The 25,824-nt window shown below is 36.6% G+C and carries 18 protein-coding genes and 1 pseudogene; 8 read left to right on the forward strand and 11 right to left on the reverse strand.

All coding sequences use genetic code 11. From position 1 onward, the window contains the following. The 5 genes from G6Q10_RS08825 (at position 1) to G6Q10_RS08845 (ending at position 3,679) form a co-directional block, all read left to right on the forward strand. Entirely contained in the window at positions 1-432 is a 432-nt protein-coding gene (locus tag G6Q10_RS08825) for a NusG domain II-containing protein (RefSeq protein WP_163655197.1), read from the forward strand. Positions 433-465: 33 nt separating this feature from the next. After that, on the forward strand, positions 466-1,002 hold the full coding sequence (eetB, locus tag G6Q10_RS08830) for a flavinylation system FAD exporter subunit EetB (protein WP_163655199.1): 537 nt from the start codon (positions 466-468) through the stop codon (positions 1,000-1,002). A 20-nt stretch (positions 1,003-1,022) separates the two neighbouring features. Next, complete coding sequence (locus G6Q10_RS08835) at positions 1,023-2,003, forward strand: polyprenyl synthetase family protein (RefSeq protein ID WP_163655201.1); 981 nt, start codon at positions 1,023-1,025, stop codon at positions 2,001-2,003. A gap of 46 nt (positions 2,004-2,049) precedes the next feature. Then, entirely contained in the window at positions 2,050-2,625 is a 576-nt protein-coding gene (locus tag G6Q10_RS08840) for a TetR/AcrR family transcriptional regulator (RefSeq protein WP_163655203.1), read from the forward strand. A gap of 118 nt (positions 2,626-2,743) precedes the next feature. Beyond that, positions 2,744-3,679 (forward strand): glycosyltransferase family 2 protein, encoded by a 936-nt coding sequence (locus G6Q10_RS08845; RefSeq protein ID WP_163655205.1) that lies wholly within the window; start codon positions 2,744-2,746, stop codon positions 3,677-3,679. 5 nt (positions 3,680-3,684) lie between these two features. Here the strand turns inward: G6Q10_RS08845 and G6Q10_RS08850 are convergent, their stop codons facing one another. The 10 genes from G6Q10_RS08850 to G6Q10_RS08895 all read right to left on the reverse strand — a co-directional run bounded on the left by G6Q10_RS08850 (position 3,685) and on the right by G6Q10_RS08895 (position 15,573). After that, positions 3,685-4,167 (reverse strand): GtrA family protein, encoded by a 483-nt coding sequence (locus G6Q10_RS08850; protein WP_163655207.1) that lies wholly within the window; start codon positions 4,165-4,167, stop codon positions 3,685-3,687. A 120-nt stretch (positions 4,168-4,287) separates the two neighbouring features. After that, positions 4,288-4,485, reverse strand: a complete 198-nt coding sequence (locus G6Q10_RS08855) for a hypothetical protein (RefSeq protein WP_163655209.1) — start codon at positions 4,483-4,485, stop codon at positions 4,288-4,290. Positions 4,486-4,729: 244 nt separating this feature from the next. Continuing rightward, a complete protein-coding gene (eno, locus tag G6Q10_RS08860) occupies positions 4,730-6,022 on the reverse strand; it encodes a phosphopyruvate hydratase (RefSeq protein WP_163655210.1) in 1,293 nt (430 codons plus the stop codon). 183 nt (positions 6,023-6,205) lie between these two features. Further along, complete coding sequence (gene gpmI, locus G6Q10_RS08865; RefSeq protein WP_163655212.1) at positions 6,206-7,738, reverse strand: 2,3-bisphosphoglycerate-independent phosphoglycerate mutase; 1,533 nt, start codon at positions 7,736-7,738, stop codon at positions 6,206-6,208. Further along, on the reverse strand, positions 7,739-8,494 hold the full coding sequence (gene tpiA, locus G6Q10_RS08870; RefSeq protein ID WP_163655214.1) for a triose-phosphate isomerase: 756 nt from the start codon (positions 8,492-8,494) through the stop codon (positions 7,739-7,741). A gap of 27 nt (positions 8,495-8,521) precedes the next feature. Further along, positions 8,522-9,712 carry a phosphoglycerate kinase gene (gene pgk, locus G6Q10_RS08875; RefSeq protein WP_163655216.1) on the reverse strand — a complete coding sequence of 397 codons (1,191 nt, stop codon included), beginning with the start codon at positions 9,710-9,712 and terminating at the stop codon, positions 8,522-8,524. 81 nt (positions 9,713-9,793) lie between these two features. Then, entirely contained in the window at positions 9,794-10,804 is a 1,011-nt protein-coding gene (gene gap / locus G6Q10_RS08880; protein ID WP_163655218.1) for a type I glyceraldehyde-3-phosphate dehydrogenase, read from the reverse strand. Positions 10,805-10,839: 35 nt separating this feature from the next. Beyond that, complete coding sequence (locus G6Q10_RS08885; RefSeq protein ID WP_163655220.1) at positions 10,840-11,886, reverse strand: sugar-binding transcriptional regulator; 1,047 nt, start codon at positions 11,884-11,886, stop codon at positions 10,840-10,842. A 339-nt stretch (positions 11,887-12,225) separates the two neighbouring features. After that, positions 12,226-13,572: an RNA polymerase factor sigma-54 gene (rpoN, locus tag G6Q10_RS08890; RefSeq protein ID WP_163655221.1), complete on the reverse strand. Its 1,347-nt coding sequence runs from the start codon at positions 13,570-13,572 to the stop codon at positions 12,226-12,228. A gap of 1,080 nt (positions 13,573-14,652) precedes the next feature. Continuing rightward, positions 14,653-15,573: an NmrA family NAD(P)-binding protein gene (locus G6Q10_RS08895; RefSeq protein ID WP_163655223.1), complete on the reverse strand. Its 921-nt coding sequence runs from the start codon at positions 15,571-15,573 to the stop codon at positions 14,653-14,655. A gap of 220 nt (positions 15,574-15,793) precedes the next feature. On the opposite strand from G6Q10_RS08895, the gene fsa reads away from it, so the two are divergent. After that, positions 15,794-16,441, forward strand: coding sequence for a fructose-6-phosphate aldolase (fsa, locus tag G6Q10_RS08900; RefSeq protein WP_163655225.1), 648 nt, complete (start codon positions 15,794-15,796; stop codon positions 16,439-16,441). 165 nt (positions 16,442-16,606) lie between these two features. Here fsa and G6Q10_RS08905 read toward each other — a convergent pair whose 3' ends face one another. After that, on the reverse strand, positions 16,607-17,035 hold the full coding sequence (locus tag G6Q10_RS08905; RefSeq protein WP_163655227.1) for a hypothetical protein: 429 nt from the start codon (positions 17,033-17,035) through the stop codon (positions 16,607-16,609). Positions 17,036-17,349: 314 nt separating this feature from the next. On the opposite strand from G6Q10_RS08905, the gene G6Q10_RS08910 reads away from it, so the two are divergent. Both G6Q10_RS08910 and G6Q10_RS08915 read left to right on the forward strand, forming a co-directional pair. Continuing rightward, positions 17,350-19,047: a glycosyl hydrolase family 28-related protein gene (locus G6Q10_RS08910; protein ID WP_163655228.1), complete on the forward strand. Its 1,698-nt coding sequence runs from the start codon at positions 17,350-17,352 to the stop codon at positions 19,045-19,047. Between the two features lie 2,095 nt (positions 19,048-21,142). Next, positions 21,143-25,750 (forward strand): annotated as a pseudogene (locus tag G6Q10_RS08915) (SDR family NAD(P)-dependent oxidoreductase); the annotation flags it as partial. Positions 25,751-25,824 lie beyond the last annotated feature (74 nt).

Below are 25,824 nucleotides of genomic sequence, written 5' to 3' on the forward strand. Positions count from 1 at the left end.
TTGAAGACTTATCTTAAAATGATTCGACCATTTGATGTGATCATCATTATTTGCTTAATCTTACTTTCTTTTTTACCTCTAGCCATTTTTTCTTATTCTAAAGCAAACGAAAAGCCCATTCAAGGAAAGCAAAAACTTATTGCGGTGATTTCAATTGACGGAAAAAAATATCGTACAGTTGAATTAACTGGACATAAAGGAAAAGAAAGCTTTACAATAAAACAAGACGATGGTGATTCTAATACAATTGAAGTAAATGATGAAGCGATTAAGATTAGTGCTGCCAATTGCACTGACCAAGTCTGTATTCGGATGGGCGCTATAAATAAACCCGCTGAAACGATTACTTGTTTACCACATAAGTTATTAATTGAAGTAAAAGCCATTGGAGATTCAGATAATAGCAACGATGATGTCATCATTCCTTCCTAATTATCTTTTTAGCCTGAAGGAGGACTCGATTTCTTGACAAAAAACAAGCGATTAATTTATATAGCCCTTTTGGCTGCTCAGGCAGTAGTCATTAGTTTACTAGAACGCGCGATCCCCTTCCCTTTCGCCTTCGCACCAGGCGCAAAGCTCGGACTGGCAAACATCATTACATGTATCTCCCTTTATACACTTAGAACCAAAGATACATTGATGATTATCTGTATACGCCTCGTTCTTGCCACCCTTTTAGGCGGTAGTTTATCCACTTTTTTATATAGTGCAGCTGGAGCGATTCTTAGTTTTTTAGGCATGTGGCTTGTACAAAAATTAGGACCTAAACGTGTAAGTATTATCGGAGTTAGTACAGCTGGTGGTATCTTACATAACGTTGGACAGTTGATGGTTGCAAGTTTTATTGCTGGCTCATGGAATGTCATGTTATATCTTCCGGCTCTTTCATTTATTGGTATTTTATCAGGTATTGCGATTGGTATTGCCGCCAATTACTTACTTCAAAATGTACAAACACTCCGCAACTTTTTTGAAGCAAAGCAAGCTTTAAATAAATAATGCGAAAAAGGAGTTTCATTATGCGACTTCATCCGATGTGGGAAAATTATCCTGCACTTCAAAAAGATTTGCAAGACGTTTTAATAACAATCGAAAAAAACATTCAAATTCGTGATAAGAATGTTGAAAAAAACATTAAAAATCTCATCCATGCTGGTGGCAAACTACTGCGTCCTGCTTATGCACTTCTTTCTGCTCAAATCGGACCTGATTATGACCACGATCGTGCAATTTCTGTTGCAGCTGCGCTTGAAGTTTTACATATGGCTACACTTATTCATGATGACGTCGTTGATGAGTCGCCAATTAGACGCGGAGAACCTACACTGCATACGCTTTATGGCAACAATTATGCCGTCTATACTGGAGATTATTTGTTCTGCGTTTGCTTCAAAATTCTTTCCAAGTACGCTGATTCAATGAATGACATTGAATTCAACAGCAAAAATATCGAAAAGATTCTAATAGGTGAACTCAATCAAATGCGTACACGTTATCAAACAAGTGTCACGGTTCGCGAATATTTAACAAGAATTTCTGGAAAAACAGCACAGCTTTTCGCATTAAGCTGCTATTCTGGTGCAAAAAGTAGTCAAGCCAGTCACGCGCTCGTCGCTAAATCATGGAATCTCGGCCATTATCTTGGAATGGCTTTTCAAATTATTGATGACGTACTTGATTATACAAGCACCTATACAAGTCTTGGCAAACCAGTATTAAATGATGTTAAACAGGGTGTCTATTCACTGCCACTAATCTATGCCATGCAAGGCCACCATGCTGAATTCGCTCCTTTACTCACAAAAAAAGCTGCTCTAGGTCAGCAAGATTTAATTAGACTTACCGATTTAGTCACTCATTATCAAGGTGTCGAGCAATCTTTTGCTCTTGCTAGTAAATATACAAAAAAAGCTTTAAAAACGATCAAACAGCTTCCAAGCGGTCCACACAAAGATTTACTTTATGAAGTCACTTCCCAAATCTTAACCAGATCAATTTAAGCAAAAATTGACATTAGCTGGGCTTTTCCTGTAAAATTTACTTATTATGAAAACAAAAGATCAAAACAAATACCAAATGATCATAAAAGAAGCCACACGTCTTTTAGTAGAAAATGGTGTCGAGTATTTTTCCACTACAAAAGTAGCCAAAGCAGTAGGTATTTCGCAATCAAATATCTATATTTATTTTGCAAACAAACAGGATTTAATTCTCCAAGTTTTTCAGTATCATATCCATGAAATGAGCGTCTATGTCAGTAAATCTTTATCAGAAAAAAGCTCAATGGCTGAGAATTTAAGAAATAATATTAAAGCGCTCATTGCTTTTTCGCTAAAACACCCTGAGTCCATCGAAATCATTGAACTCATCAAACACACACATTCCCTTGACCTTGATTTGAAGAAAAAACAAACAGATAAAGCCAATCAAAAAATCCAAGACTTGCTACAACTCGGAATTGAAACTGGCGAATTTAGACAGATTAATATTAATGTTTTGCGTACATTAATCATGTCTACTACTTATAATTATATTCATGCGTTAAAGAGCGGCTGGTATACTCAAACAGAAGTTACAGCTGATCAGATCACTGAATTAATAGTAGCTGCCATTTTAATCTAAAAAAATGAGAACATCAAGAGTTTGTTTAATCAACGTCATAATTCAGCAAAAGCACCATGATTCGCAGATTGTGATAAAAGATTAGTATAGTACAAAAAGAAATGGAGAAAAATTAAAAATGAATTTATCTGTTATTGTACCTTGTTTTAACGAAGAAGATGCCATACCTATTTTTTTTGATGAGGTAGAAAATATAAAAGAACAGTTACCTGTATCTGTCGATTATATATTTATAAACGATGGCTCCACTGATAATACACTGACAGTATTACAGCAATTAAGTAAAGAAAACAGTCACGTGCATTACTGCTCATTTTCCAGAAACTTCGGGAAAGAAGCTGCCTTATATGCCGGCTTATTAAAAGCTAAAGGTGACCTGGTTACCGTGATGGACGTCGATTTACAAGATCCGCCAGAATTATTGATTGAAATGTACGAAAAGATCCAAGATAAAAATATTGATTGTGTTGCAACAAGGCGCTCGACTAGAACTGGCGAACCAAAAATACGCAGCTTTTTTGCAAGAATGTTTTATAAAATCATCAATCGTATTGGCCATGCAGAAATGATTGATGGTGCAAGAGATTTTCGGCTGATGACCCGACAAATGGTTGATGCTATTTTAGAAGTGACTGAATATAATCGGTTTTCCAAAGGGATCTTTTCTTGGGTAGGCTTTAACACGATTTATATCTCTTATGAAAATCGAGAAAGGGTAGCTGGAGAGACAAGTTGGAGTTTTTGGAAGCTATTTTCTTATAGCATTGATGGGCTGGTTAATTTTTCAGAAGCACCACTGAACTTTGCTTCTGTATTAGGGGCGGTTTCATTTATTTCCTCGCTTGTTGCATTTTTATTTATTATTATCAGAACGCTAGTTTTTGGGGATCCGACAAGTGGCTGGCCTTCGCTTGTTGCAATTATTCTTGCAGTAGGTGGCATTCAGCTTCTTTCAATCGGCATTATCGGCAAATATATCGCCAAAATTTTCTTAGAAACAAAAAGAAGACCAAATTTTATTATCAGAGAAGAGAGCAACAAGAAATCCTCTTAAATAAATTATTTTTTTGTAAAAACTACTTTTTTAGAAATAATGTAGTTCAAGATAATCGCTAAGATCTGAACAATTAACGCAAAGATCAATTCGTTTATTAGAAATGGACTGCCAAAATACTTTTTTATCGTTCCAAAAGAAAATAAACCAACTGAGTAATCAATATTATTCAGCTTCAAGATCTTAATAAAAAAAGCAGAGAATTTTTCAACAGCAAAATAGGTAATGAAAACATCTAAAAGCAATACAAACATCCTTCCCATTACAAAAACCGAAAACTGTTTTAAAATAACAACCCACTGTATACTAACATCTCTAAATACTAGAATTTTATTCGTTACAAAGGCAAAGATAATAGAGAGCGATTGAGCAATAATAACAGCTAACATAGAGCTCCCACTAAGATTCACCGTTACAAATCGAGCAACAAAATAAACGAGTGTTGTTAAAATACCAAAAAGCAAATATAGCAATAATTCTTTTTTCATGCTTATATAAACTTCCTTTCAAATTTCAGCTTATTCGTATTTTATCACACAATCTTTAGTTTTCCACAGTAAAAAAACACGAAGATAGTGGATGGGTTTCCTGTTCACTATCTTCGTGTTTTAAAAATACTGTTTTCCTGTGATTAAGATGAATAATAAAACCGCTGTGAAAAAAACCGATATCAAAATAAATAACCATGCAATGAAACTACGGCCTTTGTGGCTTGTTTTCGAATTTAATAATCCCATTCCTATAAATGCACAGAATATCGCAATAAACGCGCCTTGGTTGTTAGTAAATATTAAAAATTCTTGCATAGACTCCTCCAATAACCGATATTTATCATATTAATCCATCCCACTAATTCATTTGTTCTTCGTTCGTATTCATATTAAGCTGCTACATTTAATACCGGTAATGAGATAATAATTTTAAAAGCTAATTTTTTTATTTACTTTCCAATATTCAATAAAGTACACTAATAATTATAAAACGATAAGATAAAAAAAGAGGCTGGGACAATCATTGTTATCCCAGCCTCTTTTCAAATAGCTTAGTTCATTATTTTTTTAAGTTATAAAAAGCATTAATGCCGCGATATACAGCAAGATCTTGTAAGTTATCTTCAATGCGTAGTAATTGGTTATATTTAGCAACACGATCTGTACGTACTGGAGCACCTGTTTTGATTTGACCAGCATTTGTTGCAACAGCAATGTCAGCGATTGTAGAATCTTCGGTTTCACCAGAGCGGTGAGAAATTACTGCTGTGTAACCAGCTTGTTTAGCCATTTCGATAGCGTCTAACGTTTCAGTAAGTGTACCGATTTGGTTAACTTTGATTAGAATAGAATTAGCGATACCCTTTTCGATACCTTGTTCTAGTTTTTCAGTGTTGGTTACGAATAAATCGTCACCTACTAATTGAACTTTTTTACCGATACGGTCTGTTAGTAATTTGAAACCGTCCCAGTCATTTTCGTCTAAACCATCTTCAATAGAGGCGATTGGGTACTTGTTCACTAGATCTTCATACCAAGTAACCATTTCTTCAGAAGTACGAGTCACGCCTTCACCTTTAAGTTCATATTTACCAGTTTCACGGTTATAGAACTCAGAAGATGCTGCATCCATTGCAATTTTTACTTCATCCCCTGGTTTGTAACCAGCAGCTTTAATCGCTTCAATAATGACTTCAATCGCTTCTTCATTTGATGATAAGTTTGGTGCAAATCCGCCTTCATCACCTACACCTGTATTAAGGCCTTTGTCTTTAAGAACTTTTTTAAGCGCGTGAACAATTTCAGCTCCCATACGTAAAGCTTCTTTAAAGTTAGGAGCACCAACTGGCATAACCATGAATTCTTGTACGTCAACATTGTTATCCGCGTGTTCTCCACCATTTAAGATATTCATCATTGGTACTGGAAGAACTTTCGCATTTGTTCCACCGATGTATTCATATAAATGAACGCCCAGTTCGTCAGCAGCAGCACGAGCAGCAGCTAAAGAAACACCTAGGATAGCGTTAGCGCCTAATTTACCTTTGTTTGGTGTCCCATCAAGATCGATCATTGCTTTATCAAGCCCGATTTGATCAGTTACATCAAAGCCGATAATTTTATCCGCAATAACGTCATTTACATTTTCTACAGCTTTTAAAACGCCTTTACCTAAATAACGATCTTTATCGCCGTCACGTAATTCTACAGCTTCATATTCACCAGTAGAAGCGCCACTTGGTACAAGCGCACGACCAAATGCACCGGCTTCTGTATAAACTTCTACCTCAACAGTTGGATTACCACGGGAATCAAGGACTTCACGTGCATAAACTTCAGTAATAATTGACATTAAAATTCTCTCCTTTGTTGGGGCTTCGAATAAAACGAGGTACAGCACCAATATATATGTGAGCAAACATGAACATCTATCCTTCAATACATATCGGGAAGCACTCTCACTTATTCTCATGCCCACATTTCATTATAAGTTTATTGTATCTTTGTTTTTCTAAAAATAAAAGTAAAAATGTCTTTATTCTTTAATTAAAGTTTCGCCAGTCATTTCAGCTGGTTTTTTCACACCTAAAAGGCCAAGCATGGTTGGTGCCACATCGGCAAGTCGACCGTCCGAACGCAGTGTTGCACCTTTTTTGGTAACAATAACTGGTACAGGAACTGTTGTATGGGCTGTGTGTGGCTTTCCTTCTGGTGTTGACATTGTTTCTGAATTACCGTGGTCAGCAAAAATTATCGCAGAGCCGCCTTTTTCAAGGATTAAATCAACCACGCGGCCAAGATTTTCATCAACGGCTTCAATGGCTTTGATTGTTGGCTCTAACATACCTGAATGTCCAACCATATCAGGGTTAGCAAAGTTTAAAATAATTGCATCATGTTTATCTTCTTGAATGTCTTTAACCAACGCATCGGTTACTTCATATGCACTCATTTCTGGCTGAAGGTCGTACGTTTCAACTTTTGGTGAATTAATCAGAATTCGGTTTTCACCTGGAAATTCTTCATTTCGACCACCATTCATAAAGAAAGTCACATGCGGGTATTTTTCAGTTTCAGCAATGCGCAGTTGTGCTAATCCTTCATTTGAAAGAACTTCACCAATAACATTTTTCATTTCAATCGGTTCAAAAGCAACTTCAGCATCAATGCTTGGATTATAAAGTGTCATCGTCACAAACTTAACGTTTTTAGGATGTTTAGCTCCGCGATCGAAATGTTCCCATTCTTTATCCGTAAAAGCATTGGATAATTGGATTGCTCTGTCAGGACGGAAGTTAAAGAAAATAACAGCGTCATTATCTTTAATTGTTGCCGCCTGTGCATCATCTTTTGCGATAACAGCCGGGACAACAAATTCATCCGTTTTATTATCTTTATATGACGCTTCAATAAGCTCTAGTGGATCAGCGAATTTTTCACCTTCGCCATAAGCGATTGCTCGGTAGGCTTTTTCCACACGTTCCCATCGCTTATCACGATCCATTGCATAAAAGCGTCCAGAAATCGTAGCGATATGGCCATAATTTAATTGCTGAATGGCTTCTTGTAGCTGTTTGATGTAAGCTTGTGCCGATTGCGGCGGCACATCACGACCATCAAGAAACGCATGGATATAGACATTTTTTACACCTTTATCTTTTGCGGTTTCAAGAAGAGCCGTTAAATGGTTAATATGGCTATGCACGCCCCCATCAGACAGAAGCCCAAATAAGTGTAGATCTGAATCATGTTCTTTTGTATAGTTAAATGCGTTATTAAGAGCTTTATTTTCCTGGAATTCGCCTTCTTCAATCGCTTTATCAATACGCGTTAAGCTTTGATACACAATCCGGCCAGCGCCAATGTTTGTATGCCCAACTTCAGAATTACCCATTTGTCCTTCTGGAAGACCCACATCAAGCCCAGATGCTTTAAGTTCACTATGTGGAAATTCACTCCAGTAGCGATCAAAATTAGGCTTATTTGCTTGAGCTACTGCATTACCAACTGTCTCATTTCGAAGTCCAAAACCGTCCAGAATAATAATTGCAACAGGAGATTTACTCATTTATTTAACTGCCTCCAATAATGCTAAGAAAGAATCGGGCTCTAAGCTTGCGCCGCCTACAAGAGCACCATCAATATCAGATTCACGCATGTACTCAGCGATATTTTCTGGTTTTACGCTACCGCCATATTGAATACGAAGAGATTCCGCTGCTTCTTTAGAAAAGCTTTCCGCAACCTCAGCACGAATAACTGCACATGTTTCATTCGCATCTTTACTTGTAGAAGATTTACCAGTCCCAATTGCCCAGATTGGCTCATAAGCAATGACTGTTTGCTTCACTTGTTCTTCGGTTAATCCTTGAAGCGCAGCATGAATTTGGCCACGTACCCAAGAATTCGTCTCACCTGCTTCGCGTTGTTCTAAAGTTTCCCCGCAGCAAATGATTGGTGTCATGCCATGCTTGAAAATGGCATGTGCTTTTTTATTAATATCTTCGTCTGTTTCATGGAAATACTCACGACGCTCAGAATGTCCAATGATTACATAAGATACGCCTAAATCAGCTAGCGCAAGTGGACTAATTTCTCCAGTATAAGCACCCTCGTCCGCAAAGTAGCAGTTCTGAGCGGCAACTTTTAAATCCGTTCCTTCTGTTAAACGGCTTAAATCGCGTAAGAAAAGTGCTGGAGAAGCAACAACAGACTCAACTAGATCTTTAGCAGGAATTTTGCCTTTTACTTCTTCAACAAATTCAGCCGCTTTAGCAGCTGTTTTATTCATTTTCCAGTTACCAGCAATAATTGGTTTACGCATAAAATCAAACTTCCTTTCAGATTTATTTTATTTATCGGAAATAGCTGCAACGCCTGGTAGCTCTTTACCTTCTAAATATTCTAAGGAAGCACCGCCACCTGTAGAAATGTGCGTGAATTTATCAGCGAAACCAAGCTGCATTGCTGCTGCCGCTGAATCTCCACCACCGATAATTGTTGTCGCATCTTTTAAATCAGCAATTGCTTTGCATACACCAATTGTACCTTTAGCAAAATTGCTCATTTCAAACACGCCCATTGGTCCATTCCAAATAACTGTTTTGGCGCCTTGAAGTTGTTCTGTAAAAAGCTTGATGGTTTTTTCACCAATATCAAGACCTTCTTCATCAGCCGGAATCTCATCAGAGGAAACGGTATGGTATGGTACATCATTGCTAAATTCTTTCGCAACGACTGTATCAATTGGTAAAACAAGTTTGTCACCAGCTTTTTCCATTAAGCTCTTAGCAAGGTCCACTTTATCTTTTTCAAGTAATGAAATCCCTACTTCATAGCCCTTAGCTTTCATGAATGTGTACGCCATTCCTCCGCCAATTAATAACTTATCAGCTTTTTCAAGTAAGTTTTCAATAACGCCAATTTTATCGGAAACCTTAGCTCCACCAAGAATAGCAACAAGTGGACGATCAGGGTTTTCAACAACACCGCCGATGAACTTGATTTCTTTTTCCATTAAGAAGCCAGCTGCTGATTCAAGATGTGATGCAATGCCAACATTTGACGCATGCGCACGGTGAGCTGTACCAAAAGCGTCATTAACAAATACGTCTCCAAGACTTGCCCAGTATTTACCAAGTTCTGGATCATTGCCGCTTTCTTTCTTCCCATCAATATCTTCAAAACGCGTATTTTCAAAAAGAAGGACATCTCCGTCTTTCATTTCGTTAATCGCATGTTCAAGTTCTGCTCCACGTGTTACTGGCACGAATTTCACTTCTTTGCCAAGCAGTTCACTGAGGCGTTCTGCAACCGGGCGAAGCGACTTATCTTTCTTATCTTCTTCCGTTTTTACTTTACCAAGGTGTGAAAATAAGATGGCTTTGCCGTTTTGCTCAATAATATATTTGATGGTAGGGAGTGCAGCCACAATGCGGTTATCGTTTGTAATTTCTCCGTCTTTCATTGGTACATTAAAGTCAACGCGGACAAGTACTTTTTTGTCATTTAAATTTAAATCAGTCACTACTTTTTTAGCCATGTTATAGCCTCCTGTTTCGGAAAACAGGCGGAAACAAGTGATTGTCTCCGCCTATTCGTTTATTTATTTAGTTCGAACTTATTATTTTAATAATTTAGCGAAGTATTGTAATGTGCGAACCAATTGAGCAGTATAGCTCATTTCATTATCGTACCAAGAAACAGTTTTAACCAATTGTTTGTCGCCAACAGACATTACTTTTGTTTGTGTTGCATCAAAGAATGAACCAAAAGTGATACCTTTAATATCAGAAGAAACAAGTTCATCACTTGTATACCCGAAGCTATCAGGATCGCTTGCTTTTTCCATTGCTGCATTTACTTCTTCAACAGTTACTGGTTTGTTAAGGACCGTTACAAGTTCAGTCAAAGAGCCAGTTGCAACTGGTACACGTTGAGCAGATCCATCTAATTTACCTTTAAGGTTTGGAAGTACTTCACCGATTGCTTTTGCAGCACCAGTTGAATTAGGAACAATATTTTCAGCTGCAGCACGAGCACGGCGGAAATCACCTTTTGGATGTGGGCCATCAAGTGTCATTTGGTCACCTGTATAAGCGTGGATTGTTGTCATAAGGCCTTCAACAATTCCAAAGTTATCATCTAAAGTTTGAGCCATAGGAGCTAAACAGTTTGTTGTACAGCTTGCACCAGAAATGACTGTTTCAGTTCCATCAAGTGTTTCATGGTTAACATTGAATACGATTGTTTTCATATCGCCAGTTGCAGGTGCTGAAATAACAACTTTTTTAGCACCAGCTTTAAGATGAAGTTCTGCTTTTTCTTTTGAAGTAAAGAAACCAGTACATTCAAGAACGATATCAACACCTAACTCGCCCCATGGTAATTCTTCTGGATTGCGGTTAGCAAGTACTTTTACTTCTTTACCATTTACTTTGAAGAAGCCATCATGCACTTCAACTTCGCTATTAAAGCGACCTTGAGTTGTATCATATTTTAATAAATGTGCTAACATTTTAGCATCAGTTAAGTCATTGATTGCAACAACTTCAATTCCTTCTACTTCTTGAATACGACGGAAAGCTAAACGTCCAATACGTCCAAAACCATTAATACCAACTTTAACTGTCATAAGTCATTTTCCTCCTTGAAAATAAGTGAAATTTTTTATTTCAAAAGGGTTTTACTCCCTTTTAAAAGCTTAAGTGCGGCTCCTTCGTCTGTAATTAAAATTGTGTTGTTTGGAGCACTTTTCATGTATGATTTGATCGCTTTGGCTTTTGATGCCCCACCCGCTACTGCAATAATATGTGGAATTCTAGCTAAATCTTCAAATTGCAGACCAAATGTCGAAACTTTATGCACTACTTCGCCCTGTTCATTAAAATAATAGCCAAATGCTTCCCCCACAGCAGAGAGATCAGTAATTTTTTTAATAACCTCTTCGCCTGTATGCCGCCTTTTCGCCATAGTAAGCGCATCACCAATGCCATGAACAATCACATTTGCTGATTGAACAAGCTGCAAGCCTTCTTGAATTGTAGGTTCTTTTAAAAGTGAACGATAAGCCTCTTCACCAAGCTGCTCGGGTACATAAAGCACACGATGTTTTGTTCCTGTCTTCGTTGCTAATTTGTCACAAATGGTATTGGCTTGATTATCTAAATCTTCACCAATCCCACCTCGTCCTGGGACGAAAAGTAGTTCTCTGCCTTTTGCAAAGTTTGATGTCATCATCTCAGCTAATGTCGCCATTGTTGATCCACCCATGACAGCAACAATATTCCGCTTTTCTGTCAGTGCACCGTCAAGTTCTTTAACAGCAACACGCCCCAATTCTTCACGAACCCATGGCGCTTCGTCACTATTTCCTTGTACGACAAGGCACTTTTCGATTTGAAGTTTTTTAGCTAGTTTTACTTCTAGTGAATGTAGTCCTGAAAGTTGATTCATAATTCCTTCTAAATCACGAAATACAGCGAGTCCTTCTTTTGTAACTGTCATGCCAGAAGATGCAATATCTACTAGTCTCTGCGTTTTTAAGAATTCAACTTCGCTGCGCAAGACTCTTTCACTCATACCAAGCATGCTAGCAAGTGTCCTCCTACCAACAGGTTCTGCAAAATAAATGGAGCGCAAAATCTGATAGCGTTTTTGCATGATCTTCAAAACGTCGGGTAATAGTTTTTTTTGAATGTTGATTAAGTCAGACATTTAAATTGCTCCTCACCAATCAGGACGTCATCCGACCCACTTAGTCGTTCCATGTCCCGTTAAAACTAAAAAAAGTAGAGATACGGGAATTTTAATTTGAATGAAGCTACGACGCACAGCTTCCTATTCTCATTTTTGCCCTTTTCTCTTTTGATTATTGCTGATGAAGTTAATCGCTATACTTTCACTTACCCTACATTGTTCATTGTAACAGCAATATCTTTTTTCTTCAAGTATTTAAACGGACATTTTTAAAACCTTATTCAAAAGCTCTAGTATTCTATTCCACTTAGAATTAGCATGTAAACATTTCATTTTTTAAATGCTTACAGCTAATGATCAAGATATCTCATCATAGCGTTTTCGTTTAGAAGAAGCTGGGATCTTTAATTCCGACCGATACTTAGCAATCGCCCGGCGAGAAACTGCAATTTTTTTCTGAGCAAGCAGATCCACGATGTTTTGATCAGATAGTGGTTTAGCTTTATTTTCCTGACTTACGAATTCAGCAATAAGCATCTTAACACCTGCGCTTGAAACCTCTTCTAATGTATGCTCATCTTTTCTTGTTAGGCTAGATGTAAAAAATGCTTTAAGCTCAAAAATCCCCTGTGAAGTCTCAATGTACTTGCCATTTACAGCACGGCTTACCGTTGATTCATGAATAGCAAGCTCCGAGGCAACTTCCTTTAATGTAAGCGGTTTAAGCGAAGGGGTTATTTTTGTAAAATAGCTTTTTTGATGGGCAATAATTGCTGTCCCCACACGTTTTAATGTTGTTTCCCGTTGCTCCATTCCTTGTTTAAGCCAATTGTATTCTTTGGCCTTTTCGTTCAAAAAATGATGGACATCTTTTTCCTGAGTGGAGTGTAGGTTTTGATAATACTCTTGTTGAAAACGAATTTGCGGCAAAAACTGTGTAGCAATCGATACTTGCAATTCCGTGTTGTTTTGATAAAGGATTAAGTCAGGAACAATGTATTGTATCCGTTCCGTTTCAAAATCGGCCCCGGGCTTTGGAACCAAGGTTTGGATAAAATCGGATACCGCCTGAATTTTTTGCAGATCAATATGTAATTGAACAGCAATTCTCTTCCATTTTTTAGCAGCAAAATCCTGGAAATGGTCATTTATGATTTTATAAGCAAATGCTGGAATATTTGTTTTTCTTTTCATTTGTAGTAAAATACATTCCTTAGCGTCACGTGCCCCTATTCCTGCAGGTTCCATACTTTGCAAGATTTCAAGACAATAAAAGACCTTTTCTTCGCTCGTAAGAAGAGCCATTCCGGCAGTTTTTAGGTCAACCGTAAGATAACCAGACGAGTCTAAGCTTTCGATCAAATAAAGGACAATCATTTTTTCAGATGGTGGAAGCGTCATTAAAGTTAGTTGTTCTTTCAATTGATCAGCAAGTGTTGCTTGAGTATCTGCTACTTGGTCAAGAAAGTTGTTTTCAGTGTTAGAATAATTATTTCTTTTTACATAAGAAAAATCTGTTGCTACATCAGAACCAGGAATTACCTCAATTAGTGGGTTCTCAAGTGCCTTATCCTCTAAAAACGCTACCAGCTCGACTGTTGTATATTGGAGCATCGCAATAGATTGTGATAATTGTTGCGTCATCACAAGTTTCATTGATTGCTGTTGCTTTTGTTTCTGGATAAAATTAGTTTCTAATTTCATAGGTAAAAGCCTCCAAATATTGCTTCCTTCATTATAACATGAGATGTGCTGTTTTAAAGAGTAATTTTTAATTCCTATAAAACGCTTCATTTTTTAGTATATTTTATCGTATGAAACCAAATAAGAGAACCGAACTCCAGACTTTTTAGCCATCTGTGTTCGCTTCTCTTATTTGGTTTTGTTGTATGGATATTTGAAGTTTAGCAGCTTCCTCCTGCTGAACAAATTCCCATTGTTCCACACGCAAAGTTGCCTATATTCTTAGGTAGCCTAGTATGTTCCATGCTTTTTTGATATTTAGATGGCCAGTTTTCTTGTCAATGAAAAAAATTGTAATAAATGAACATTTTTATTAATTTTTATAAGAAAATTTCTATAAACCTCCACATATTTTTAAGCTATATTAGAATATAATGAAAATGTAATACAAAAATAGATAGCGGTAGGAGGGATATTTATGTTAAGCACACTACATAAAATCATAAATTGGATCATTTCGCTTTTTATCATTCCGCCATTCATTTAGAGATAAACTTATAACTCTGGCCATAAAATTCGCCATTCAAACTTGAATGGCGAATTTTACTATTTATAACCATCTTTTCTACTGTAAATCAGTCTCCTTTCTAAAAAATGCACTCGGCAAATCGCTAGCCTAATAAACTTTTATACTAACTAAGCCAAATAAAACGCTTTCCTACATTCATTGCATCGATTCCTCAATTTATACAGATATAGCTTCTTAGCATTAATAATCAAGAGAAGATATTAAGTAAAAAACCCGATTTTATAGGAAAAAGACTATAAATCGTCACACGGTTTCAACCCGAATTATAGTATAATGAAATAGAAATATGAATATGATCAGAATGGGAGGGATACTTGTGAGCGAAAAAGAAATCAATCAAATTTATTTTGGTAAAAAAAGCTGGTTTGAAAGATTATTAGCATTTTTTGGACTTGCTCCTCTTAAATAATTTTTCATTCCAAAAATGAAAAACAAACAGTTTAAACTCGTACTTATAAGATCCATTCTCCATAAGGAAGAATGGATCTATTTAATTTACAACCGCTACTTTTTTATTCACTCACAATGGTATTCGCTTTTGCATTTGTTGGATTGTTTAATGCATAAACAAATTGCTTGATAAAATCCTCCAGTTTAATTTTACCAAATGAAGGGTTCTTTGCTTTTAAATCAGCATATGCTTTTTCTGGTTGGCGTTCATACTCATTCATTTGTAGAAAATGCTCTATTACTTTTTCAGGTATACCTCTTGAAGAGAGTGAATGTTTAAACTGCTCATCACTAATTTCAACATAACGAATATCTGCTTCACCTAACTCTTCGTTTAATGCTGCAACAAATTCTTCGCCTGTAAATAGATCACTAATCGCATAATGAACGGTATGCCCTTTAGGCGTATCTAGTAATAATGGCAAGACAACTTGTGCAATATCCACTGGGGCTACATTAGCGCGTTTAAGGTCTTTTGCAATGTTGGAATAGATGGCTTTATCCGTTTTAATGGTTTGTAAATTTCCATACCAATTATTATAAAAGCCCACAGGTCGAACGAAAGCAATATTCACATCATCTAACTGCTTTAACTCCCCTTCAATCAAATAATACGCATATAAAGCGCCGGCAATTTCACCCGCATCCGCACCAACACTACTTAAATCAACAACGTTTTTCACGTTAGCCTCTTTCACTGCTTGTTTAAATATTTGGCCTTGTTTTTCCGCCACTTTGAAAAGGTCCTCTGCACCAGCATTTCCACTAATCATCAAATAAACCGCATCTGCACCAGTAAATTGTTCTGTTAAAAATTGTACATCCTGCATTGTCCCAACAGCTGGCTTCGCGCCTAATTGTTTGATAGCTTCTGTGCGCTCTTCACTTGAAGTAATCACCGTAACTTCGTGTCCTTGTTTCACCAATTCTGGTATAACAACTTGGTTAATATTTCCAACTGAACCGAGTAAAGTTAATTTCATTATCAACACTCCTTAAAAGATAGCTCTATTCTTTATAGCAAAACAAATTATAAAAGATAGACCTATCTTTGTCAATGAAAGTGTTTCATTATTTTCAGGTCATAACTTATAAATGCAGTTATCTATCTAACTTATTACGACTATAAATCGCAAATACAAGCTTTCTTTAGCACATTAGTATATAATCTATTTGAAAACGCTTTCTCAAGGAGGAAAAAGAATGAAATTTTTTATTGATACCGCAAATGTAGCAGAAATCAAAAAAGCAGCTAGAATGGGATTCATTGATGGGGTGACAACGAATCCATCACTTATTGCAAAAGAAGGACGTAACTTTAATGAAGTTATTCAAGAAATTACAGCTATTGTTGACGGTCCAATCAGTGGAGAAGTAGTTAGCCTTGAAGCAGAAAAAATGATTGAAGAAGGACGTAAAATTGCCAAAATACACCCCAACATGGTCGTCAAAATCCCAATGACAGGGGAAGGTTTAGCGGCAGTAAATATTTTAAACGCAGAGAAAATTAAAACAAATGTTACTTTAGTGTTTTCAGCTACGCAAGCTTTACTGGCAGCAAGATCAGGTGCAACCTATGTTTCACCTTTTTTAGGCAGGCTTGATGATATCGGATCAAACGGTTTGACATTAATTGCTGAAATCGCTGAAATTTTTGCAATGCATAAAATTCAAACAGAAATCATTTCGGCGAGCATTCGTCATCCGATTCATGTTATCGAATGTGCTAGATTAGGAGCGGATATTGCTACAGTTCCATATAAAGTTTTTGAACAAATGCTTAAGCACCCTTTAACAGACATAGGTATTGATAAATTCTTAGCAGATTATCAAGCGTCTAAAAAACAGTAATATCATTGGGGCTCTAGGGACAAACCAACAGAAAGAACTGCTCTATTTTTGAATCAGTGCATCTGATTTATTTCCCGCTCCCATTGAAAGCTCCCCTTTTTATGTAAATAATAATACTTAGCATATTAAGATGAGTCTACGAACCTCATCTTAATATGCTTTAAGTTAATGCCTCAAATAGCCGCTTATCAAGCTTCCATCTGCCTTAGATTCCAATTTATGGAGTAAAATAATGAAATGAAATAATGCTTGTTGTGATGGTTGGATTCGTTTTTTATGAATTTGCTGAAATAGATATTCTAAAATAGCAATAAATAGCTGATTACATTGCTCAATCGAGTCTTCTAATGGCGTTTCAAGGTCCTTGGCATCTTCGCCAATTTGATAAAGGACACTTGTGTTTAAATAACCCTGATTTAAGCTGCGTTCAATTTTATGAAATGCCCATAGAATACTTTCTCTTTTGTTCATTAAGTATTCAGGATACTCTCTTCTTAATTCATATTCTTTGGAGTACATATAATAAGTAGCGAACCAATAATCAATGATTTTTCGATCTTCTGTTTTTAAAAAGTAAATAATTTGTTTAACCATATTTGCATCCTTTCTACTTAAATTTTTGAATGGTGTTTTGGTTGAGTATCTGTTAACTAAATTACAATTTTTTAGATACATATCTATCTATAGTCTTTTTTTGTTGAAAAAAATCAACAAGCTATAGTTATTTTGTATATAAATATGTCTAAAATGTGAACTTAATTGACCCGATTTGTATTTTGTATGTATTTTTGAAAAATATATTTACTTACACTAGTAATTTGATATGATTTTATAAGTAAATTTATATTTTAAATCTTCTAGCTCAATCACAGCTAGTTTTTATATGTTACAATGAAAGAGGGATTTTTATGAAAAAAATAGGATTTTACTTACTTTTTATTGGCTTATTATTATTTTTGGGAAGCATTGAAGATACAACCGCACGCGCAACACAACTAGATGCTACAAGCCACTCCATATTTAAAGAGCATGCTCTTGTACCAAACGATTCAAGCGATCAATCAGCTAAACTACAATATTTATTGAAAATAACAGCAGAACAAGGAGATGCTCTTTTTATACCAAAAGGCTCTTATATTATAAATCAATCTATAGATATCACTTCAAATATGCAAGTCATCGGGGATAAATCAGGAGCTAGTGTCTTTAAAAGCACATCCAAAACGCCTGTCTCTTTCCAAGATCAGAAATACGCCAAATCAAACCATATTGCTTTTAAAAATCTTTATTTTGATGGCGTGAATATTTTTGCTAGATTAGTTGATGAGATGCAACTAGAAAATAACGTTTTCTATAACCTAATGACAAAGTACCCGATTGAGCTATCTGTAGTTAATCAGGCACAAATAAAGAATAATCTTTTTATGCGAGATTATACGCACTCTAAGCCAGCAGAAGATTATAACCGAATGATTTATGTGGGTGGCTATTCAACAAATAGTCGCTATGAATATATGCAGGATCTTACTGTTATTGATAACTTATTCGGCCTAAAGCTGAATGAATTAGATGCAATTAAAAGCTTTAGTCGTTCAGATGTTATTGAAACCATTAAACATTTACAAAACAGTATTGAAAAGCAAGAGGTTGATATTCATGGTGGTAATGAGCAAAATTATTTTTCCACAGGGATCAACTCCTATAGCATGTTAAAAGGAGCTTTAATTAGAAATAACCTTTTTTATCAAAGTTACGATAACGAAGATACACATGAAGTCACGGGCGATCATGCTACTTACTTAAGAGGAGCACAAGATGTTCAGCTGATTTCTAATCATTTAAGGGGCCTTGCAAACGGTCCTGCAGGTGGTTTTAAATTTAAATCTGGTAGAAATATTACGATTATGAATAATTATTTGCGTAATACTGGGATTATTATGTATGGTACTCCTGAATATGGCCTAGGTCAATCATATAAAGAAGGCCCTATCTCTGAATTATCCAATTGGCTTGTCAGTGGAAACCAATTTGATTGGAAATACTGGCAAGAGAAATATGCGATTGGAATTGAATATAACCAACATACTGGAAACGATCATGTAGCAAATGGTGTGTTTATTGATAATAAATTTACACATTATGAAAACATTCCAGCAAATAAAAGACGAGGACTTCTTATTGCAAGTGATACTGGCGGCTTTAGAGGAGAAAATACTTTTGTTAGCGGGAATACGCGCGATGACCGTTTAGATGGTAAATTAACACCAGAAAAATGGGGGGAAAACGATTTTTCATCAATGCCGATTAGCTTTGATGATCTTATCCCGAGTAAACAACTGGATCAATATCATTTATACAAAGATGCTAGCATTCCAGTCCGAAATACATTACCTATAGCAAAAACAGGAATAACGATCTCAAGCGGCGACCAGATTTCACCTTATGATTTCGTTGAACAACTCAATGATAAGGATGAAGCTAAGCCAAAAGCTGAAATCTTAAATCCTGAAGTACTGGATCAACATGGTAATCAAAAAGTTTATATCCAATTAAGCTACAAGGATCAATCTGCTGTTTTAGTAGGTGTAGAAGTAACAATTAAATAAAGTTATTTTAGAAGAGTTTGGGGCAGTATTGCTTCTCGGTATCCTATTATGCCCCAAACCTTTTCTATAATCTTCCCTCTTTAAAATAGGTCTTCTTTTTTGCTATTCATAGTATTGTTTTTAGAATAATCTAAAATAACATTACATTTTTATTATTTTAGAGACACTACTATTTGATATAAATAGGTCAAGTTTTTTAAATCTATCACAGAGAAAGTTGAGATGAGGTATGAATTTACATTTTTGGATCGTAACTCCTTTTGAAAGACCCGATGTCAAGCTTGCAACAGAAGTCAAAAAAGCTGGCGGATTCCCTATTTTACATCTAGGAAGGGACAAAGAAATAGCAAGGGAAGCACTAAAAGAATTAGCGATGAAAGTAGAACAATTTGGTGTTTGTCTATCTGACCTATCTATGTCAGACATTACTTTACCAGAAAATGTAACCACTATTGTTCAGCCCTGGGGTTTTCCAGAGCGAAAAAAGCAAGAAGTCGTTTGGCAAATTCATTCTATGGAAGAAGCACAAGAAGCCATTCATAAGAAAAAAAATAAATTAATTATTAAAGGGGCAGAAGGTTCTGGTTTAAGTGGAAAAGAGACTACTTTTCTATTATTCCAGCAAATGAACGAATTGTGTAAAGAAGTGGAAGTGTTCGTTCAAGGTGGAGTAGGTATACATAGTGCAGCAGCTTATGGTGCTCTTGGCGCAGCAGGAATAATCATGGATTCTCAAATAGCATTATTCCCAGAATGTTCCGTTTCTTCAGATGTTAAAAAGCATCTTGGACATTTAAGCGGAAACGAAATTCAAGATGAAAATAATTATAAATTCTATATCCTTCCAAATAAAGAGAAGTTAGCATTAGGACAAGATATATTGTTAGCTGGCGATTTAGTAAGCGAATATAGACATTTAAAATATTTAATAAAAGCCGTTTCTCGGACTGTTTTTACGCATGTAAAACAAGCGAAGCAACGGGATCCATTTGGGGAAGATTCTGCACTTTCCAAAGAATTTGGTATACGATATCCTATTGCCCAAGGCCCGATGGCTCGTGTCAGTGATGTTCCAGAATTCTTAAATGATGTCGCTTTAGGTGGTGGTTTACCATTCTTTGCAATGAGTATGTTATCTGGGAAAGTCGCAGAAGATGCTTTAGAAAAAACAACAGAAATGTTAGGTGAAAAATCTTGGGGCGTGGGCCTTTTAGGGTTTATTTATCCTTCAAAATTCGAGGAACAAACACAACTAGTATTAAAAGCTAAGCCTTCACACGTTCTAATCGCAGGTGGGAGACCCGCTCAAGCGAAAGTCTTTGAAAAAGAAGGAATTAAAGTTTTACTTCACACCCCTGCTCCAAGTCTTTTGGAGATGTTCCTTAAAGAAGGGGCACGAACCTTTATTTTTGAAGGCAGAGAAAGTGGCGGACATGTTGGCCCTATTTATTCTACCATTTTGTGGGAAAAACAAATCAACAAAATATTAAAAGTTAGTACCCCTTCAGAAATTACTGCCTTTTTTGCGGGTGGTATTCATGATGATTTGACAGCTGCCTTTGTCCAAATTATGACAGCGCCTTTATCTGTTAGGGATGTAAAAGTTGGCCTATTATGCGGAACAGCTTACTTGTATTCTAATGAAATTGTTGAGCGCAAAGCGATAACAAGTACTTACCAAAAAATGTTAATAGAAAAAAAACAAACACTGATTCTTAAATCTGGTAAAGGACAAGATACTCGTTGCGTCCCCTCCACTTTTACAGACTTTTTCAATGCAGAAAAAGCAAGGATGATTGCTGAAAAATTGGATTCAGGAGAATTACTCCTTAAATTAGAAGAATTAAATCTAGGAAGACTCCGAATTGCTGCAAAAGGTATCGAGCGCAAAGAAAATGAACTCATCCAGTTAACAACAAAAGAACAGCTTGAAAGCGGGCTATTTATGACTGGAGCCATTACTTCTTTTAGTGAAAAAATACGCTCTATCAAAGAAATACATCAAATGATTAGTCAAGGCAGTAAAGAACTGACCGCTAAAATCGCTATCCCAGAAAAAACAACACAAGAGTCTAAATCTGTTGATGTTGCTATTGTAGGTATGGCTGGTATTTTCCCAGGTGCAGAAGATAAAGAAGAATATTGGAGCAATATTGTTTTTGGCAGAGATTGTATAACAGAAATTCCTGATGAGCGCTGGTCTAAAGAAATGTTTTATGATCCGGAAACAAAAGATACAGACCATGTCGTTTCTAAATGGGGCGGTTTCTTAGGAAAAAATGATTTTGATGCGTTAGAGTTCGGTATCACCCCTCAATCTCTCGCAGCAATTGAACCAGTCCAATTATTAAGCCTTGTTGTTACCAAGCGAGCATTGGAGGATGCTGGTTACACCAATTTAGATGAGGACAATTTTGAAGAAACTTCTGTGATATTTGGTGCGCAAGGTGCCGGAGAATTAGCAACTTCTTATGGTTCTCGAGCTGGATTACAACAATTGCTTGGTGAATTACCAGAAGAAGCAAAGGAAATTTTACCAAGACTGACTGAAGATTCTTTCCCTGGCGTGCTGTCAAATGTCATTGCAGGAAGAATTTCCAATCGTTTGAACACGGGCGGACGTAATTTTACAGTAGATGCTGCATGTGCTTCTTCACTAGCCGCTTTAGATATTGCATTATCCGAGCTAACAACAGAAAAAGCTAATATGGTCATTTTAGGTGGAGCCGACTTACATAATAGCATCTATGACTTTTTAATGTTTTCCAGTACTTTTGCCTTATCTAAAAAAGGTCGTTGCGCTACTTTTGATGAAAGCGCAGATGGTATTGCACTTGGAGAAGGTGTGGGTGTCGTTGTCTTAAAACGTTTGGAAGACGCAAAACGAGACGGAAATAAAATTTTAGCTGTCATTAAAGGAATTGGTGGAAGTAGCGATGGTAAAAGCCTAGGCCTCACAGCACCAAGTCGCAGAGGGCAAGTAAAAGCTTTAGAACAAGCTTACGAAAAAGCTGGAGTTAATCCTTTAGACGTTGGACTAATCGAAGCACATGGTACTGGAACAGCCGTTGGAGACCAAATCGAATTAAACGCACTAACAGATGTCTTTTTAGATAATGGTTCAAAGCCTGGCAGTATTAAATTAGGTTCGGTAAAATCCCAAATCGGACATACAAAATGTGCAGCCGGTGTAGCAGGATTAATGAAAGCTGTTAACAGTGTACGTTATGGCATATTCCCGCCAACGCTTCATTTACGTCAGCCAAATGCAGCTTATTTTCCTCATAGTCCGTTTTCTTTCCGGACTGAAAAGCCTAGTTTCTGGAATGAAGAACGTCGTATCGCAGGAATCAGTGGATTTGGATTTGGGGGAACAAATTTCCATACGATTATTCAAAACTATGACACAGAAATAATCGATACTCCGATTGAGCACTGGCCTTCTGAATTATTTGTTTTTGCAGGTGAAACGCCCGAAGAAGCGGTTGAATTAATGGAAAAAGTCCAAGCGCTTTACACAATGAACGATAAATTAAAGCTTAGAGATATTGCTTACTCTATTTCTAAATATAGTCAAGAGAAAACCATTCAATACGTTATTGTGGCTAAGACAAGGGAAGAACTCCTCCTTCGCATCAATATGGCTAAAGAAGGAAAAACAGATGAAAGTATTCAGAAACGAACGAAAATAGATGGCAAAATTGCCTTTATGTTTTCTGGACAAGGAAGCCAACGCATCAATATGGCGGCAGATCTATTCATGGTATTCCCGCAATTGCGTCGTCTTTTAAAAGGAAATGAACGCTATGAAAAAATCTTGTTTTCCGATCAAGCTTTCACACCAGAAGAAAAGCGTACTCAACAAGAAAAAATAAAGGATACCAAAAATGCGCAACCTCTTCTTGGAATTGTTGACACAGCGATTGCACAGTTATTGACTTCATTTGGCATCCAACCAGATATGGTTGCCGGGCATAGTTATGGCGAACTTCCAGCATTAAGTTTTGCAGGAGTATTTGATACAGATCACCTCCTTCAATTAAGCGAAAAGCGTGCAACAGCTATCCTATCTTCAGTTTCAGAGGATGCTGGAAAAATGGCGGCTGTTCGTACGGATAAAGAAACGATGGAAAACATCATTGCAGGACTAAAAGAAGTTTGGGCAGTGAACTATAATTCCCCACAACAAACCGTTATCGCAGCAAGCCAAGAAGGAATGAAATCATTTATTAAAAAAGCTGAGGAACTGAACCTTTCATACACAGAAATTAATGTTTCTTGCGCATTCCATAGCCCGCTATTAGCTAAGGCTCAAGATTATTTTGCCGAAGCCCTAAGTAATGTTAGGTTTAAAAAAGCCAATTTACCAGTGTGGTCCAATACTACTTCTAAGGTATATCCTAAGGACACTTCCGCCATTCGAAAACGCCTAGCTGAACATGTCGTAAAGCCTGTCCGCTTTGTTGAAGAAGTGGAAGCAATGTACGAAGACGGCGCACGTATTTTCATTGAAGTTGGTCCAGGAGGTACGCTTACCAGCTTAGTGAATCAAACACTGGCTAAAGAAGAGTTCGTTTCTCTTCAAGTTGAACGTGCTAATGAAGATGGTGTCACTTATTTCCTACAAACTTTGGCTAAGTATATTGCAACAGGTCGAACAATCAATATGGAAAATATGTATAAAGGGAGGAAGGTCACGTTGATTGATTTAGAAAAACCGGAAAAATATAAAAAGAATGCAACTGTATGGAATGTAGATGGTAAAGCAGCAACACCAGAAAAAGGAGAATTACCTGCTCATGCTGGCAAACAAGTAAACGGCGAGCTCCTTTCACTTCACAGCTTAAGAAAAAATCACTCAGAAACGGGATCTCCTGAAAATATTGTTATGGCCTATTTAGATAATATGAATGCCATGATTCAAGACCAAAGAGACGTTATGCTAGGGTATCTAGGAAGTCCAGAAATTGCCCCCCGCACAGCAACAGAACGCAGACAATTTGCTTACAACAACACTCCTGAAGTGTTAGATACAAATGAAAACTTGATAGAACATACAGAAACAGCACCCGTTGAAGAAGCAAATGGACTTCCAGAGATTGCAAGCCTGTCCTCTGAAGAAATTGCAACGATCATTTTAGAAATTGTTAGTGAAAAAACAGGCTATCCTATGGAAATGCTAGACCTAGACATGGACCTAGAAGCCGATTTAAGTATTGATAGCATCAAGAAAATGGAAATTGTCGGTGCATTAGGAGAGCGTGTTTCCCTACCTGAAAATGAAGATGGAATGGATGCCTTCTTTGAAAAAATGATTTCGATTAAGAAATTTAGAGATCTTGTTTCTTGGATAGAAGAAATTGGAAAAGCTGTTTCTGAAGGTACTGTTTCATCCTCAAGTTCCGCAGAATTTGAAGGCGCAGCCGCTCTAGACCATTTGACTTCTACTGAAAAAGAAACGGATATGTTATCAAATGAAGTCGTGCGGATGATTTTAGAAAAAGTATCAAGCCCTATCCTTGAAATAGAAAGTGCGCACATCAAAGACAAAACATTAGCAATAGCTACAGGAAACAAAGCACTAGGAGCAAAAGTTATCGAGACATTGAACCAACATGGAGCTAAGGCTGATTTAGTGGAAAAAGTGGATCTCGCTAAAAGTAACGGTTTAATTATGCTTCATTCTATTGAAAATAAAGAGCAAACAAGCGCAAAACAAATATTCAATTTGTTAAAACAAGCTGACATGAATAACTTAGAATGGGTTATTACACTTGATGATACATTAAGCAAAGAAAGTAAAGAAGTCCCTGAAGGTTTCACTGGCTTTATTAAGGCACTTGTTCATGAACATCCTGATGTTAGCTTTTGTTCAATCACACTAATGAATGCTTTAAACAATGAACAATTAAGCCAAATCATCCTACAAGAATTATGCACTGAAGACACTTATCCAGAAATTGTTTACGAAGCAAATGAACGCTTCAAAGTGGTTCCAAAAATAACATCAAAAGAGGAAGAAGCAACCGAAACACTCGTGACATTAAAACAGGAATCTGTTGTTTTAGTACTTGGCGGTGCCCAAGGTATAACTCCTCACCTAGTCGCAAAACTTGCTCTTAAATACCCATGTCACTACGTATTAGTTGGAAGAACAGAATTTAATGGAATAAATGAAGCGCAAAAAGATTTAGAAACCATCGAAGAAATTCGACAGCATTTAATCACCGTAGAAGGCATGAAACAACCAAAAGAAATCGAATTAAAAACAAAAGAAATTTTTAAAACAAAACAAATTGCTTCTGCGATGGCTTTAATCGAAAAAAATGGCGGAAAAGCAACGTATAAAAAAGCAGATGTCACAAACCAAGAAGAACTTCGAGACTTGATAGCAAATGTCAAAGAAGAATCTGGCAAAATTGAAGGCTTGATTCATGCAGCAGGTATTTTAGAAGATAAATTATTCAAAAACAAAGAGCTCACTTCTTTTGAGCGTGTTTATGATACAAAGGTATTACCACTACAAGTAATCATGGATGAACTAGCAACGGAATTAAAATTATTAGTGCTATTTAGTTCGATGTCCTCTGCATTTGGTAATGCCGGACAATGTGATTATTCTTCTGGAAACAGCGCTATGGATATGGCAATCACAAACTTCCAAGCGGCTAACCCATCCTTAGTTATCAAATCATTTAACTGGGGTCCTTGGAAAGGCGCAGGAATGGTAGATGCAGGATTAGAAAATGAGTTTCGCAAAAAAGGAATCAGCTTCAT

Source organism: Listeria sp. PSOL-1 (assembly GCF_902806445.1).
Classification (GTDB): domain Bacteria; phylum Bacillota; class Bacilli; order Lactobacillales; family Listeriaceae; genus Listeria.